Here is a 14,766-nt window from a genome sequence, read left to right on the forward strand (position 1 = left end):
AAATATAGAGGAAAACATGAAAATACGAATCTACTACGAAGATACTGACGCAGGCGGCATAGTCTATCATGCAAACTATATAAAGTATTGCGAAAGGGCACGCAGCGAGATGTTTTTTGGCTTAGATGTTAAGCCTTTTAGCAAGGACGGGCATTTTGTCGTGAGCGAGATTCGGGCGAAATTTAAAAAACCGGCCGTCCTAGGCGATCTGCTCGAGGTAAAAACGAGCGTGGCAAGCCTAAAAAAAGCCTCTGCGCTCATAAATCAAAAAATTTATAAAATCGCAAATTTAAGCGGTGAATGCCAGCCCGAGCTCGTCTTTGAAGCGGACGTCGAGGTTGCGTTTGTCAGCAACCTAAGACCTGCTAAGATGAGCGAGGAAATAGTGGATTTTCTCTCCTCTTATTGCTCGTAAAAGCCGTATTCGCCGGCTTTTAAAACCTTCGTATCATAGATGATCTGCGAGTCCTCGACGCTCTCGCTAAAAAGCCTCTGCGCGCCGCGGTTTAGGTAGGTCGCGTAGATGTAGTCAAGCCCGGCACTAGCAGAGTAGCCCACCCAGTTGAAGTTTAAATTTTGCCCCAAAATTTCGTTATTTGAGTCCAGCGCGCCGTCGGTTTTGGAGATTGAGTTGGCTATGTAGAGCTTTTCTCTATCTTGCGGTTGCATGAGTTTAAAGATGCTTGGCGCGTAGTTGATCTGGGTGCTTAAAAGGGCGTTAAATTTGACGTCGTAAAGGCGCATCTGAGAGCTCACCATCGAAGCTTTTACGAGCGGAACGTTTATGAAAACGGTCGCGCCGCTTAGCCTCGAGTTGCCAGAGAGCATTGACTTTAGGTCGGTGACGCCGTTTGCGATCTCGTTTTCGTAGGCTAGCCCGCCGCTAAACTCGTCCGCGTAGCGATTTAGCGCCGCTCCTAGCGCGCTGCCGTCAGAAAACGCCGCAACTTGGCCGTTTGAGAAATTTAGCAGCTTCTCGACTTGCCCTTTGTAGTCTATACCGCCAAATATCAAATTATCCTGAGGAGAATCGACGCTAGAGATGTGCAGAGTTGGCACAAAAGCAGTCATAGATGGATCTAGAACCTCGTTTAGGTATTTTGCGCCAACTGGCGTAAACGGCGCGATGATATAGGCGATATTTTCGCTTTTAGCGCGTGCTAGGGCGCCGTCGATAGCGCTTGGAGCCTCGTTGCCGATGTTGTAAAATTTAACGTCGATGGCGGCGTTTTGCCTGACGACGTAGGCGATAACCGCGTTTGAGACGACGCCGGCGTAGCTTTTTATGCTATCCTGCGGGATGATGACGGCGATCTTAAACTCGGCGTTTGAGCTTGGCGTCAGGCTCTCGGTACCGGCGTTTACGTATGAGCCGTTTAGTGCGTTAAAAGCTTGTAAAATTTCTTGATTCGAGCTACCTTCGTAGCGAGCCAAAAAGCTGTGCAAAAGACCTTCTCTAACGAGTTCTAGCAAACATATGTCGTCGCATTTTGCCGGTTCTAAATTTATATAAACTTCGCTCGCCGGCGGTATATCGGAGGCCTTTTCGCTCCTGGCAAACAGCGCCGAACAGATCAGTAAAGCGGTTAAAATTTTTCTCATAGGTACTCTTTTATCTTTTTTAAATCGCTGAAAAACAGCTCTTTTTTGCTTGGATTTTTCGCTACGACGGTCGGCGAATAGGTCGCCAGCAGGGCCGAGTGTTTAAATTTCATTATGTTTCCCCTTATTGTCTCAAAGCTTTGCGCGCTTTGTTTTATCATTTTGTAAAAGACCTCCTCGCCTAGCGCTACGATGAGCTTCGGCGCTACTAGGCGGGCTTCCGCGCTAAAATACGGCTCGCAAAGCTCGTAAGCGCTTGCCGGAGCTTTGGCGGCGGGCTTGCATTTTAGCAGGCTCGTGACGTAAATTTCGTCCTTTTTTAGTCCGGCCAGCTCATTTAAATTTTGTAAAAATTTATCGTCGCCTGCTAAAAACTTTCCACTCGCATCCTCGGCGGCGTTTGGCGCGTCAAATACGAAAACTACTTTGGCGCTTTTATCTCCAAGGCCCGTTAGTGCGTGTTTTGCGCTCTTGCAAAGCTCGCATAGATTGCACTCTTTGATGCTTGCATTTAGCTCGGCAAGGCTACTCGGCAAGGCTGCGGACGAAGGCGAAAAATCGGCAAATTTATATCCGAATGCCCTCAGATAGTAAAGCTCTCTTAAAATTTCGTTTGCGTAACTCATCGCGCGATGATATCCAAAAGGGCGTTAAAAACAGATAAATCAAAGCGCGAGTTTGCTTAAATTTTTGCCGTCCAAGCGGTAGTTTCGCCACTGCTCGGACTGGTTTTTCGCGCCCATTTTTCGTAAAATTTGATGCCAGGCTCGTTCCAGTGCAGGCACGCCCACTCGAGGCGTTGGAGGTTTTCGTCCTTGCAAATTTGAGCTAGACGCGTAAAAAACTCTTTTCCTATGCCTTTGTTGCGATACTCTTTTTGGACGTACAAATCCTCCAAATACATCCCGCCAAGCCCCAAAAAAGTGGAAAAGGTATAAAAATATATCGCGTAAGCTATGATTTTGCCTTCTGTTTCGCAGACTAAAATGCGGGCGTAGTTTTTCTCAAAAACAGACTCGGCAAAAATTTCCGGCGTAAATTTGACATCATCGCTCATTTTTTCGTATGCGGCTAGCTCTTTAACCAGCTCGCAAACGACCGGGACGTCGGCTCTAGAGGCTTTTCTAATAACGTAAGGCAAAATTTTCTCCTAAATTTTAATGAGCGATTATATTTTTATTATTTTAAAACGAAGTTTAAAAATTTATTAAAAGGATTTTAAGCGATTTGTTGATAAAATCACCGACTTATATCAAAATCACCATAAGGAAAAATTTATGAAAAGAACATACCAACCTCATAAAACCCCTAGAAAACGCACTCACGGGTTTCGCGTCCGTATGAAAACTAAAAACGGTCGCAAAGTGCTAAACGCAAGACGCGCAAAAGGCAGAGCAAGATTGGCCGTTTAAGCAAATTTAGCTCTATAAGCAGCCAAAAGGAGTTTTCAAGCGTCTACAAAGAGGCCATTAAATGGCACTGCGAGGAGGCGATAGTCTTTTTTAAGCCTTGCAATGAAAACAAATTAGCCGTCGTAGCCAGCAAAAAGGTGGGCAAAGCCATCGTTCGCAACCGTTGTAAGAGGCTTTTGCGAGCGGTCGTCGTCGAGATTTCAAGCGAGCTTGCAGACGGCATTTACGTGATAGTCGTTAAAAACGGGCTAGAGAAAAGCTCGTTTTTAAAGCTCAAAAAAAATATCTCTTGGGCTATGAAAAAACTCGGATGTATAAAATCAGGTATATGAAAATGATAAAACAAGCTATTTTATTTTTGATAAAAGCATATCAAGATTATATCTCCAAATTTACTCCGAAGTCTTGTAGATACTATCCCTCATGCTCGGAATTTGCCGTTTGGCAGTTTAAATTTAACGGCTTTTTCTCGGCGCTTTTTGCGGTTATTTTTAGAATTTTACGCTGTAATCAACTCTTTAAAGGCGGCATCGACTACCCCGTCATCAGTAAAAATTTCGACTCTTTTTTTATATCCAATCAAAATTTAAAATCACACATCGCATTTTGGTTCGTCCCGTATAAAAAAAATAAATTCTACGTTATTAAAAATTTCGACTTTCAAAAGGAAAAATAGTGTTAGACAATATGTCAGTTCAAAAACGCGTGATATTAGCGACCGTTTTATCTTTTATCTTTTTTATCGCTTACGATTATTTTTTTATTCCTAAAAATTTGCCGTTAGATCAAAATCAAACCGTAGCTGCGCAGCAAGCTAGCCATGCAAACGCCGCTCCGAGCGCAAATACCGCATCGGCCGCTAGCGCTCCGCAAGCCGTAGCGACGCAAAGCCGCGAGATCGCCGTGATAAAGGGCGAACACTTTGAGGCGCGCATCGACGAGCTTGGCAGGATTTCTAAATTTTATCTAAATGACGAAAAATATAAAAATGCCGATGGCGAGCGCATCGAGCTGGCAGGCGCTCAGCCGCTACCGCTTGAGGTTCGCTTTAGCGACAAGGCTTTAAACGAGCAGGCCTTCAAGGTAGCTTATGCTAGCGACGTTAGTGAGATAAATTTAACTAGCGAGCCAAAAAGCATAGTTTTAACGCAAAATTTGGAAGGCTCTAGCGTAACCAAGAAAATCACGTTTTATCCAAACGGAAGCTACGACCTAGATCTTAGCGTGAGCGCAGGCGAATACTACGTGACTCCGGGCTTTCGTCCAAACGTCGCTATCGACAGCTATACCGTCCACGGTGCGCTACTTAAGCATAACGACGGCAAGCTAACTATCATCGAAGACGGCGACGTAGACGCGACCGAGAGTTTTAATAACGTAAACATAGCCGCAGCTAGCGACAGATACTATACGGCTTTGTTTTTCAAATTTGACGGACTTTTAAATCCCGTAGTTTCAAAAGACGGCGCGGGCAATGCAGTGATATTTGTAAAAGGCGAGCAAAATTTTAAAGCCAAAGGTTACATCGGTGCTAAAGATCATGCGACTTTAAGCCAGATAAACGAGGAGCTCGTGGACGTCATCGAGTACGGCTGGTTTACCTTTATCGCAAAACCGATGTTTGCGTTTTTAAATTTGCTTTACGGCTACATCGGTAACTGGGGCTGGGCGATCGTGGTACTAACGCTGGTTATCAGGATCGTACTTTTCCCTCTTACATACAAAGGTATGTTATCGATGAACAAGCTCAAAGATCTAGCGCCGAAGGTAAAAGAGCTGCAAGCCAAATACAAAGGCGATCCGCAAAAGCTAAATATGCACATGATGGAGCTATATAAGAAAAACGGCGCGAACCCTATGGGAGGCTGCTTGCCGATACTTATGCAGATACCGATTTTCTTTGCGATTTACCGCGTACTATTAAACGCGATCGAGCTAAAAGCTGCGCCGTGGATACTATGGATACACGACCTTTCGGTGATGGATCCGTATTTCGTACTGCCTATTTTGATGGGTGCGACTATGTTCCTTCAGCAAAAGCTCACGCCGACCACGTTTAGCGACCCGATGCAAGAAAAGATAATGAAATTTTTACCGCTTATCTTTACGTTTTTCTTCGTGACCTTCCCTGCGGGACTTACGCTTTACTGGTTTGTAAACAACGTCTGCTCGGTCATTCAGCAAATTTTTGTAAACAAGCTCTTTGAAAAACATAAAAAAGCGGAGGTAAAGGCCTGATGCGAATAGAAGCCGAAAATCTACAAGAGGCCTTTCAAAAGGCTGCCGAGGAGCTAAACTGCTCCGTTACCGAGCTTGATATCAAGATTTTGCAAAATCCAAGCGCGGGTTTTTTGGGATTTTTCAAAAAAACGGCGATCATCGAAGCCGTAAAAGAGGGCGCGCATAAAGAAGCCAAAAAAGCTCCTCAAGCTACTCGCGAAAACGGTCATAAAGAAAACGGCGGCGAAAAAAAGAAGGAATTTAAGAAAAAAGAGAACTCCGGCGAAGAGCAAAATCACCGAAGCGAAAAGAAAAAAAATCATAAAAATCGCCACGATCATCATAAAAATCATGCGGCAAAGCAAAGCGAAACTAACGCGGCAAACGAGTCTAAAGTAGAAGAATCGCAACCGCAAAAAGAATCTCAAGTAAAAGAAAAAGAGTCGCATAAAAAAGAACAACCCAAAAAAGAGAGCGGCAAAAGCATCCTTGATCACTCGATCATCGATACCTTTAATAAAAACGACTTTTACGAGGGTGAGGAAAAAGCGGGAAGCAGCGAAAATTTAGGCTCGCAAGCTTCCGGCGGCGAGGCAAATTTGACGCAGACTGCGCCAAATTTGGCTAAAAAAGAAAAACAAGACTCTCGTGCCGACCGCGGCTTGGCTCAAAAACCAAAAGCCGACATCGATAAAGTATTGCCCGAGATAAAGCAGGGCGTAGAAAAGCTCTTTGGCGGAAATTTCTTTACGATAGATAAGATAGGCGTGCGCAAATTTGACGACGAGACCGTAATAATCGAGCTTGACGGCGAGGATGCGGCGCTACTCATCGGCAAAGAAGGCTACCGATACAAGGCGATCTCATATCTGCTCTATAACTGGATCAGCTCAAAATACGGCCTAGCGGTGCGCCTTGAGATCGCGCAGTTTTTGCAAAATCAAGAGGCTGCGATCGATCAGTATCTAAAAGGCATAATCGAGCGAGTGGAGGAGACTGGCAAAGCCAAAACCAAGTCTTTAGACGGCGTTTTGGTTAAGATTGCTCTTGAAAAACTGCGCGAAAAATTCCCCGACAAATACGTAAGCGTAAAGTCAAATAGCGACGGGCAGTTCGTAGTCGTGAACGACTTTATCAAAAAATGAACGAGACCATAGCCGCCGTTGCCACCGCGCACGGCGTAGGCTCGATCTCCATCATCAGACTAAGCGGCGCGGACGCCCTTAGTCTAGCTCTAAAACTCACCAAAATCACCTCTCTTGTCCCGCGTTATGCGACTCTAACTAAAATTTACGCCGAAGGCGAGCTTATCGACGAAGCCTTGCTTATTTACTTTAAGGCTCCACATAGCTTTACGGGCGAGGACGTAGTGGAGTTTCAGCTCCACGGCGGACTAGTGGTGGCAAATTTAATCCTGGGCGAGCTTATAAAAAACGGCGCCAGACTCGCGCGTGCAGGCGAGTTTAGTAAGCGAGCGCTCATAAACGGCAAGATGGATTTTAGCAAGATCGAGGCTATAAACTCGCTCATAAACGCAAAAAGCGAAGATAGCGTCAAAATCATCGCTCGCACGATGAGAGGCGATCTGGCTAAATTTGCAAATGAAATCCGCTCCGAACTTGTAAAAACTCTGGCATTCGTGGAGACTAGCATCGACTACGCCGATGATGATCTGCCCGCAGATTTGCTAGAGAGCATCAGTCAAATGCTAAAACAAAACAGCGCTAAACTAGATAAAATAGTCTCCATAAGCCAGAGCAGAAAAGGGCTGCTCGAGGGCTTTAAAATCGCGATAGTAGGTAAGCCAAACGTCGGCAAAAGCTCGATCTTAAACTCGCTTTTATCCTACGAGCGAGCGATCATCAGCGACGAGGCGGGCACGACTAGAGATAGTATTGAAGAAGCCCTAAAAATCGGCACTCACCTCGTGCGCATCATTGATACCGCAGGCATCCGCAAAAATGCGGGCAAGATCGAGCAAATCGGCATTTCGTATTCTCTGCGGGCTATCGAGGAGGCCGACGTCATTCTGGCTGTTTTTGACGCGTCGCAGGAGGCGGACGAGCAGGATAACGAGATCCTAGAGCTTTTAAAAAACTCGCAAAAAAAGATTTTTTACGTTCTAAATAAATGCGACCTCGGCGTTAAATTTACAAGTCCCGAAAATCCGATACAAATTTGCGCAAAGCAAGGAACGGACGAGATAATAAATAGCCTAAAAGCCTATCTCGATGCGCAGGAGACGAGTGAGATACTACTAAATTCCACTCGTCAAATTTCAAGCTGCGAGGCGGCGAGCGAGGCGATAAAAAGAGCGTTAAATTTGCTAGCGGGGTCCGAACTTGAGCTTTTTGCTTATGAGCTAAACGCGGCCATAGAGCAGATCTCGTCAATCACGAAGCCGTTTGAGAGAAGTGAAATTTTAGACGAAATGTTTAGCAACTTTTGCCTCGGCAAATAACGAAATTTACTCTATAAAAAAGGAAAAAATAGTGAAAAAAATCTTATCTATAGCTGCTCTAGCTGCGTTGTTAGGCGGTTGCATGCCTTCACAGGATCATCTGGCAAGTAGCGTAGTATCGCCTGAACCGGACTGGATCAAATATCTAGAAAATGACGGCACTGTCGGCGATGTCGCATTTTTCTCAGAAAATTTGAGCGCAACTTACGCGCAAAAAAACGGCGATATCATCGGTATGGCGCTCATAAAAAAAGACGGTCAAAACCTGAAACTTGGCGATATGTACGCGCAAAACGGTATTTCGTTTATAGTTTTGGAGCTTAACGATAAAGAAAAATTGGGCTATCAATATATAAATATGCGCGATAAAAACGAGCTTGCGACTCTAAGAAATGCTAAAAAGGTTAAATTTTATCAGTTTGGCGGCGGCATATTAGAGAGCGTAGTTTTTAGCGCGGACTCGGGCGAGGTGTGCGAGAGTTTTGCGGCGGGTAAGGCGGTAAAAGCTCATGCCGTGACTAATTATTATGATAAAGAAAGTGCCGACAATAGCGAATTTTTCGCGACTTTGATGGATATAGGAGTGAAAAAGGGCAAAAGCGCCGAGATCAAAAATCTAGACTTTAAATTTTTCGTTAGCGACGGCAAGCTAGCCAGCACTCAGACGCGGGCTCGATCAGCGGAATTTAGGAGCAAAGTCATAGACGCCGACGCTAAAAAACAGGAGCAAATCCTATCAAACATCGTTTGCGCCGCGCCTAAAAACTGATCGTTTTTATCAAATTTAAACGCGAGCGCGAGATGAAAAGTTTATTTCTAGCGGCTGTCGCAGCCTTGGCATTTAGCGGTTGCGCGGGCGTCACTAGCAGCGTAAACAAAGCAGAGCGCGACGTCTCAAATATCGACGTTCCGGAGGATGGCTGGACGAGATATCTGGGTACTGACGGCACCGTTAGGGAGGTCGCCTTTTTGACGGCGTTTTTCTCGCGTGATTTTTGTACTCAGCCTGAAGACGGCGAGACTACGGGCTTTGCTCTTACTAAAAAAGAGGGTGACAGGCTGCCTTTTAGGCTCGGCGCCGTCTACAGAAGCGGCGATAGAGCGTTTATGCTAAAGGATGCCGATACCGAGGCGGAGTTTGATCTAAAAGACGAAGCGAGCGCGACCGAGCTTTGGGACGCTCGGCGGATCAAATTTTACGAATTTAGCTCAAATTTGACGACGGTAGCGGTTTTTGAGGCGCCGATTTCGGTTTGCGAGGCGTTTAAAAAAGGCGGCGGCGTGAGCGTGAAGTCCGTATCTAGCTACTACGACGCGCAAAATTTAGAAAAGCGGCATTTCACGGCCGTTATAACGCAGGCAAAAATTTCATCCAAAAGCGGCGCGCTACTTTTAAAATCTCAGATAAAAAATTTTACAAATTCTGACGACTTGCGAGAAGTAGACGAAAAAACGCCTAAATTTGAGGAAAAAATCCAAAACGAGTTGCGCGGGTATGGGCCGAGGCTTAGTCAAATTTGCTCTTTGGGCGAGAAGTAAAGAGGATAAAATGAAAAATAAGATGATTTTTAAGACGGTAACGGCGGCTGTCGCGGCATTAGCGTTTAGCGGTTGTGCGGGTATTACCGGCGATATGGGCGGCGAGAAAGCGTGGCGTACGTATATGGAAAACGACGCTAGCATACAAGAGATCGGGTTTATAACCGAAACCACGGTTTATGAGACTGGCGGCGGCAAAACCGTGGAAAAATTCGGCGACTACATGGGTAGAGCCGAGGTAAAGGCGCCGGGCGAGAGCGACTCGGCGAGTAGGCAACTAGGCGCGGTTTATGCGAGCGGCGACGGCGTAAAAACTCTGATAGTGATTGATCTAGATGTCGGTAAAAACGTGATTTTGAGCAATAAAGGCGATATAAAGAAGCTGCAAAACTCAAAGAAATTTAAGTTTTATGAATTTGGCGGCGGGATCCTTGAGAGCGTGGTTTATAGCGCGCAAAAATCTCCCGTTTGTAAAGCGTTTTTTAGCGGTGAACCTATAAGCGCTAGAAGCGTGACAAACTACTACGTGGGCGCGTTTGACGAGTTTTTTGCCACCGTGATCGACGCGAAGATAGTCGGAAACAAAGGCTTTGAGATAAAAAATTTGGACTTTAAATTTCACCTGCCTAGCAGCAAGCTAGCCCAGACTAAAGAGCAGGCGACCTCTGCTAAATTTAGACAAGACGTCATCGAGCAAGACCTCAAAAAGCAAGGACGCATCCTACTAAACATACTTTGCTACGATAGTATGCCGAGTAAGTAGGTATTTGCGGCGGGAATTGCTCGCCGAATTTACGTAGTGTCGGACGCTCTTGCATCAAATTTATAACACAAACGCGTTTAAAATTTTGATTTCTATAGCTGCTTTAAATGCACTTTTTTACCTAAAATTTGAGCTATCCTCCGAGACCCGCACCCCAAAAATGCTAATTTTATTTGTCTAAATTTAGAGCCGAATTTATTTTTTAATTAAGAGTTGGGCGCTTTTAAATCGTTTGGTTTTGTAACGCGGCACAAATATTATAAAAAGGCGGTAGTATAATTTTGCATGCAGCGTCAAATTTCACCCGTCAAATTTGCCTCATTTTCGTCCCTTTGGTTTATCAAGTTTTTATGCGAATTTAAGTAAAATCAACCAAAATTTTTTAAAGGCTAAAAATGGACAAAGCTACCGTAAAAGCGCACAAAATCAGCGACCAAGAGTATGAGGAGATCCTAAAGATCCTAGGTAGAGAGCCTAATTTGCTCGAGCTTGGGATATTTTCCGCGATGTGGAGCGAGCACTGCAGCTACAAGTCGAGTAAAAAGTACCTAAACGGCTTCCCGACCAAGGCACCGTGGGTGATCCAGGGTCCCGGCGAGAACGCGGGCGTCATCGACGTCGGAGGCGGCGTCGCGGCGGTGTTTAAGATGGAGAGCCACAACCACCCGAGCTTCATCGAGCCTTTTCAGGGCGCGGCGACGGGCGTGGGCGGGATACTGCGCGACGTATTTACGATGGGCGCGCGGGTCGTGGCGAATATGAACTCGCTGAGATTCGGCGAGGTGCGCGGCGAGAGCGAAAACGCGAAAAAACAGCGCTATCTGCTAAAAGGCGCGGTCGCGGGTATCGCTCATTACGGCAACTGCATGGGCATACCTACTATCGGCGGCGAGACGACGTTTGATCCTAGCTTTAACGGCAACATCCTAGTAAACGCATTTGCGCTGGGGCTTTGTAAGAGCGACGAGATATTTTACGGAAGGGCCGAAGGTATCGGCAACCCCGTGATCTACGTCGGCTCAAAGACCGGTCGCGACGGGCTCGGAGGCGCGGTGATGGCGAGCGATAGCTTTAACGACGCGAACAAATCCCTGCGCCCTACCGTACAGGTGGGCGATCCGTTTGCCGAAAAGCTGCTGATGGAGGCGTGCTTGGAGTTATTTAAAACCGATTACGTCGTAGGTATCCAGGATATGGGCGCGGCGGGGCTTACTTCGAGCAGCTTTGAGATGGCCGGACGCAGCGGCAGCGGCATGAAGATGTATCTAGACCGCGTACCTATGCGCGAGACGGGCATGACGCCGTACGAGCTAATGCTGAGCGAATCTCAGGAGCGTATGCTCATCTGCGCAAAAAAGGGCTGCGAGCAAAAGATACTTGAGATATTTAAAAAATGGGATCTAGACGCCGAGATCATCGGCGAGGTAACAAACAGCGGCGTGATGGAGCTTTATTGGCACGGCGAGCTAGCGGGCGAGATACCGATAGCGCCGCTGAGCGAAGCATCCCCGGTGCTTGACCGACCGACAGCGCGCCCAAAATACCTAGACGAAATCAAAAATTTGCAAATCCCGGGGAACGCGGATAATAAAACCGCGTTTTGGAAGTTGCTTGGCGAGCCAGAGGTGCTAAACAAGTCGCTGATCTACGATCAATACGACGCAAATATCCAAACAAACACGATCAAACAGCCAGGACTCCTCGGAGCTGCGGTTATCCGCGTGAAAGAAACGGGTAGGGCGATCGCGATGGCGGCGCAGTGCGACCCGCGGGCGAATTTCGTCGATCCTAAAAACGGCGCGGCTAGAGCGGTTGCGGCGGCTGGACGAAAGGTCGCTATGAGCGGAGCGACGCCTCTAGCCATCACCGACTGCCTAAACTACGGCAATCCGCAAAAACCCGAGGTCATGTGGCAGTTCGCACAGGGCTGCGAGGGTATCAAAGAGGCTTGCCGCGAGCTAAATACGCCCGTCGTGAGCGGCAACGTGAGCCTATATAACGACACCGAGGGCGTGAGCGTCTATCCGACGCCCGCGATCGTGACGGTGGGCGTAAACGAGGATGCAAACGCGAGCCTTCCGAGCGTCTTTACGCGCGCCGGCACGGCGATATACGTGCTTGGCGAGACGAAGGGCGAATTTGCCGCGTCGCTTTACGCTAAGGCGCTATTTGACGCGGTGGGCGGCGAGCTATCCTCGGTGGACTATAAAAAAGAGCGCGCGCTGTGGGACTTGGTCATCGAGGCAAATAAATCGGGCGCACTAGAGTTTGCAAACAGCGTAGGCGTGGGCGGCGTAGCCATAACGCTAGCAAAAATGGCGTGCCTAAGCGGACTTGGCGCGGAGTGCAAATTTGACGTTAAAAAGCCCGATTTTATCTTTGATGAGAGCTTTTCGCGCGCGATCGTCGGCGTGAAAGACGAGGCTAAATTTGAATCTCTAGCCGCAAAACACGGCGTCAAATTTGAAAAAATCGGTAGCGTGGGCGGAGATAAATTTAAACTAAACGATATCGAGGAAAAGCTAAGCGACGTGAGCGAGGTTTATTTTAATAAATTTGCCGCAATCATCCGCCAGGAGGACTAAAATTTGACGCCCAATTTTGGCGCGGCAGGTTTAGCCGGGCTAAATTTGAGCGGCGTAAATTTGACGTTTGCTAAATTTAGCTTGCCTCGGCGATATTTATCCGCGAGCTTTGGCGTCAAATTTGATCAAATTTAATTAGCTCGCGATGATGATCTGATACCTCGCCGAGCTTGCAGGCGACCGTAAAAGTAAAATTTAACACGAATTTGAAAGGAAAGTAGATGTCTTGGAAGGACTTTTTAAACAACAAAGAAGAAGAACAGCCGCAAAAGGAGGGCAGAGGAATGGATCAAAAAAGCGTAGCTAAGCCGCCGGTGCTATTTAGCGAGACTCAGCAGGTACTAAAGGCGGTCGAGGCCAAACTGGGCGGAACGCTCATCACCTACTACAACTCAAACGCGGGTAGCGTCTGCGGCAACGACGCGAGCGCGATGTATGAAATTTTAAAGGGCAAAAAGATAGAAAATGCGTTTTTGTTTATCAAAAGCGACGGCGGCAGCGGTATAGCAGCGCTTCGCATCATCAGCACTCTTAGAAACTACTGCAAAAACATCACCGCGCTTATCCCTGCTAACTGCGCGTCGGCCGCGACGATGATGGCGCTTGGCGCAAACGAGATCGTGATGGGCCCGCTAGCGTATCTAACCGCCGTCGATACCTCGCTAAAGCACGCGATGAGCCCGATAGATAACGGCAACGAGCGCGTTAGCGTGTCGATGGACGAGCTAAACCGCGTGATAAAACTGTGGAAAATGCACGAAAAAGACAACGACGAAAACCCGTATAAATCGCTATACAACTACATCCATCCGCTGGTTTTCGGCGCAGTAGACCGCGCTAGCTCGCTCTCGCTAAAGATTTGCTGCGAGCTTTTGCGCTATCACATGAACGACGAGGCAAAGATCCAAAATATCTCCGAGCGCCTAAACAGCGACTATCCGGCGCATGATTATCCGATACTTTTCCGCGAGGCTGAGGAGATCGGACTGCATGTGCAAAAGATGGACAACGAGCTAAACGAGATGCTCCAAGAGCTTACGCTTCTTTACTCCGAGATGGGGCAGCGCGCGTTTACCGACTACGACGAGAACAGCTATCACGACAACAACATCGCAAACATCATCGAGGCAAACGGCAAGCAGATTTATTATCAGATCGACAAAGACTGGTTTTATCGCCCGGACGAGCGCCGCTGGAACGTGATGAACGACGAGAGCTCGTGGCGTAAAAACGAGCTAGTGGGCGGCAAACTCAAAAATACGATTTATCATTTATGGTGATATTTTGAATTTTATTTTTTGGTTTTTGATCTTTTGCGGGATTTACTATCTGGTCTCAAATTTCAGCCAAAATCCCGCAAATTTAGGCGGCTTGCGAAAAAAGGCGATGTTTGAGGAGGCTAAATTTCTAGTTAGCTTGCTCGCCAAAGTCGCCAAAAGCGACGGCAGGGTAAATGAGCTAGAAGCTCGCCTCATCAGCGAAACGCTCGATGATATCACGCTAAGGCTCGGTAACGATGCAGCGATGAGAGCAGAGCTAAAGCAGATCTATAACCGCGAAAAAGAGACGGTGCATAACGCCTATTTTATCGCGCGGCAGTACCGAGATCGCTTCCGTCTTAGCCAAGACGCTGCGGCTGCAAAGATATCATTTTTGTTAAATTTAGCCTACATAGACGGCGAATTTAGCAAAAGCGAGCGTAATATCATCGAGCAAATCGCCTCAGGATTTGGGCTTGACGAGGGTATTTTTGAAGCGATACTGTCGAGGTTTGAGGCATTTTACGATCAAAGGCAGGCGCGGCGAAATCCTTATGAGATGCGCACGAAAAGCCCGTATGTCGTGCTCGGGCTAAAAGAGGGCGCGCCGTTTGACGAGGTAAAAAAGCGCTACCGCGAACTGGTGAAAAAATATCATCCCGATATCCTTATGGGGCGCGGCGAGAGCGAGGAGATGATAGAAAAGAGTACCCGAAAACTGCAAGAGATAAATGAGGCGTATGAGACTATAAAACAAAAAAGCTAGCCTTTTGAGCGTCTTTAAATGAGTTTGAAAATTTGGGACTGCGGCAGACTATCTGTCTAGCCTTGCCCAAATTTTCTGCACAACATTTAAATCCATCTCAAAATTCTACGCTTTTGGGTTCTTAAAATTTAATCAAATTTCGGCGCGGCATTTTGCGAT

Annotated in this window: 17 protein-coding genes; 14 read left to right on the plus strand and 3 right to left on the minus strand. The window is 47.0% G+C overall.

Translation table 11 applies throughout. The features are described 5' to 3' along the window. Positions 1-16 precede the first annotated feature (16 nt). Complete coding sequence (locus RWM02_RS06275; protein ID WP_314070203.1) at positions 17-415, plus strand: YbgC/FadM family acyl-CoA thioesterase; 399 nt, start codon at positions 17-19, stop codon at positions 413-415. Here the strand turns inward: RWM02_RS06275 and RWM02_RS06280 are convergent. From RWM02_RS06280 to RWM02_RS06290, 3 genes are read right to left on the minus strand one after another with little or no spacing between them, the layout of a single operon-like run. Further along, positions 403-1,602, minus strand: a complete 1,200-nt coding sequence (locus RWM02_RS06280; protein ID WP_314070206.1) for a hypothetical protein — start codon at positions 1,600-1,602, stop codon at positions 403-405. The two genes, RWM02_RS06275 and RWM02_RS06280, sit on opposite strands and share 13 nt — an antisense overlap. Further along, the gene (locus RWM02_RS06285) at positions 1,599-2,228 is read right to left on the minus strand and encodes a uracil-DNA glycosylase (protein WP_314070207.1); all 630 of its coding nucleotides are present in this window, start codon (positions 2,226-2,228) and stop codon (positions 1,599-1,601) included. Before RWM02_RS06285 ends, RWM02_RS06280 begins: the two co-directional genes overlap by 4 nt. Before the next feature lie 56 nt (positions 2,229-2,284). Continuing rightward, on the minus strand, positions 2,285-2,743 hold the full coding sequence (locus RWM02_RS06290) for a GNAT family N-acetyltransferase (RefSeq protein ID WP_390887740.1): 459 nt from the start codon (positions 2,741-2,743) through the stop codon (positions 2,285-2,287). Positions 2,744-2,879: 136 nt separating this feature from the next. Between RWM02_RS06290 and rpmH the strand changes: the two genes are divergently transcribed. The 13 genes from rpmH to RWM02_RS06355 all read left to right on the plus strand — a co-directional run bounded on the left by rpmH (position 2,880) and on the right by RWM02_RS06355 (position 14,607). Then, positions 2,880-3,014 carry a 50S ribosomal protein L34 gene (gene rpmH, locus RWM02_RS06295; protein WP_002946826.1) on the plus strand — a complete coding sequence of 45 codons (135 nt, stop codon included), beginning with the start codon at positions 2,880-2,882 and terminating at the stop codon, positions 3,012-3,014. Beyond that, positions 3,002-3,346 (plus strand): ribonuclease P protein component, encoded by a 345-nt coding sequence (gene rnpA / locus RWM02_RS06300; protein ID WP_314070297.1) that lies wholly within the window; start codon positions 3,002-3,004, stop codon positions 3,344-3,346. The genes rpmH and rnpA overlap by 13 nt, the downstream gene beginning before the upstream one ends. A gap of 2 nt (positions 3,347-3,348) precedes the next feature. Then, on the plus strand, positions 3,349-3,690 hold the full coding sequence (gene yidD, locus RWM02_RS06305) for a membrane protein insertion efficiency factor YidD (RefSeq protein WP_314070209.1): 342 nt from the start codon (positions 3,349-3,351) through the stop codon (positions 3,688-3,690). 11 nt (positions 3,691-3,701) lie between these two features. Then, positions 3,702-5,252, plus strand: a complete 1,551-nt coding sequence (gene yidC / locus RWM02_RS06310; protein ID WP_232037890.1) for a membrane protein insertase YidC — start codon at positions 3,702-3,704, stop codon at positions 5,250-5,252. Beyond that, positions 5,252-6,379: a Jag N-terminal domain-containing protein gene (locus RWM02_RS06315; protein ID WP_314070212.1), complete on the plus strand. Its 1,128-nt coding sequence runs from the start codon at positions 5,252-5,254 to the stop codon at positions 6,377-6,379. Before yidC ends, RWM02_RS06315 begins: the two co-directional genes overlap by 1 nt. Further along, complete coding sequence (gene mnmE, locus RWM02_RS06320; RefSeq protein ID WP_314070215.1) at positions 6,376-7,695, plus strand: tRNA uridine-5-carboxymethylaminomethyl(34) synthesis GTPase MnmE; 1,320 nt, start codon at positions 6,376-6,378, stop codon at positions 7,693-7,695. Before RWM02_RS06315 ends, mnmE begins: the two co-directional genes overlap by 4 nt. Positions 7,696-7,726: 31 nt before the next feature. Further along, positions 7,727-8,464, plus strand: a complete 738-nt coding sequence (locus RWM02_RS06325; RefSeq protein WP_314070218.1) for a hypothetical protein — start codon at positions 7,727-7,729, stop codon at positions 8,462-8,464. Positions 8,465-8,496: 32 nt separating this feature from the next. After that, positions 8,497-9,234 carry a hypothetical protein gene (locus RWM02_RS06330; protein ID WP_314070220.1) on the plus strand — a complete coding sequence of 246 codons (738 nt, stop codon included), beginning with the start codon at positions 8,497-8,499 and terminating at the stop codon, positions 9,232-9,234. Between the two features lie 10 nt (positions 9,235-9,244). Continuing rightward, the gene (locus tag RWM02_RS06335; RefSeq protein ID WP_314070222.1) at positions 9,245-9,997 is read left to right on the plus strand and encodes a hypothetical protein; all 753 of its coding nucleotides are present in this window, start codon (positions 9,245-9,247) and stop codon (positions 9,995-9,997) included. Positions 9,998-10,392: 395 nt separating this feature from the next. Next, positions 10,393-12,582, plus strand: coding sequence for a phosphoribosylformylglycinamidine synthase subunit PurL (purL, locus tag RWM02_RS06340; RefSeq protein ID WP_314070225.1), 2,190 nt, complete (start codon positions 10,393-10,395; stop codon positions 12,580-12,582). A 3-nt stretch (positions 12,583-12,585) separates the two neighbouring features. After that, complete coding sequence (locus tag RWM02_RS06345) at positions 12,586-12,717, plus strand: hypothetical protein (protein WP_314070227.1); 132 nt, start codon at positions 12,586-12,588, stop codon at positions 12,715-12,717. Positions 12,718-12,803: 86 nt separating this feature from the next. Beyond that, on the plus strand, positions 12,804-13,862 hold the full coding sequence (locus RWM02_RS06350; RefSeq protein WP_004320299.1) for an SDH family Clp fold serine proteinase: 1,059 nt from the start codon (positions 12,804-12,806) through the stop codon (positions 13,860-13,862). A gap of 4 nt (positions 13,863-13,866) precedes the next feature. Beyond that, complete coding sequence (locus RWM02_RS06355; RefSeq protein WP_314070233.1) at positions 13,867-14,607, plus strand: TerB family tellurite resistance protein; 741 nt, start codon at positions 13,867-13,869, stop codon at positions 14,605-14,607. Positions 14,608-14,766 lie beyond the last annotated feature (159 nt).

It is taken from the genome of Campylobacter showae, from assembly GCF_963515975.1.
Lineage (GTDB): Bacteria > Campylobacterota > Campylobacteria > Campylobacterales > Campylobacteraceae > Campylobacter_A > Campylobacter_A showae_F.

Coding starts and splice junctions, on each gene's coding strand:
- RWM02_RS06275 (WP_314070203.1), top strand. CDS start 17: ATGAAAATACGAATCTACTACGAAGATACTGACGCAGGCGGCATAGTC.
- RWM02_RS06280 (WP_314070206.1), bottom strand. CDS start 1,602: ATGAGAAAAATTTTAACCGCTTTACTGATCTGTTCGGCGCTGTTTGCC.
- RWM02_RS06285 (WP_314070207.1), bottom strand. CDS start 2,228: ATGAGTTACGCAAACGAAATTTTAAGAGAGCTTTACTATCTGAGGGCA.
- rpmH (WP_002946826.1), top strand. CDS start 2,880: ATGAAAAGAACATACCAACCTCATAAAACCCCTAGAAAACGCACTCAC.
- yidD (WP_314070209.1), top strand. CDS start 3,349: ATGATAAAACAAGCTATTTTATTTTTGATAAAAGCATATCAAGATTAT.
- yidC (WP_232037890.1), top strand. CDS start 3,702: ATGTCAGTTCAAAAACGCGTGATATTAGCGACCGTTTTATCTTTTATC.
- RWM02_RS06315 (WP_314070212.1), top strand. CDS start 5,252: ATGCGAATAGAAGCCGAAAATCTACAAGAGGCCTTTCAAAAGGCTGCC.
- mnmE (WP_314070215.1), top strand. CDS start 6,376: ATGAACGAGACCATAGCCGCCGTTGCCACCGCGCACGGCGTAGGCTCG.
- RWM02_RS06330 (WP_314070220.1), top strand. CDS start 8,497: ATGAAAAGTTTATTTCTAGCGGCTGTCGCAGCCTTGGCATTTAGCGGT.
- RWM02_RS06335 (WP_314070222.1), top strand. CDS start 9,245: ATGAAAAATAAGATGATTTTTAAGACGGTAACGGCGGCTGTCGCGGCA.
- purL (WP_314070225.1), top strand. CDS start 10,393: ATGGACAAAGCTACCGTAAAAGCGCACAAAATCAGCGACCAAGAGTAT.
- RWM02_RS06350 (WP_004320299.1), top strand. CDS start 12,804: ATGTCTTGGAAGGACTTTTTAAACAACAAAGAAGAAGAACAGCCGCAA.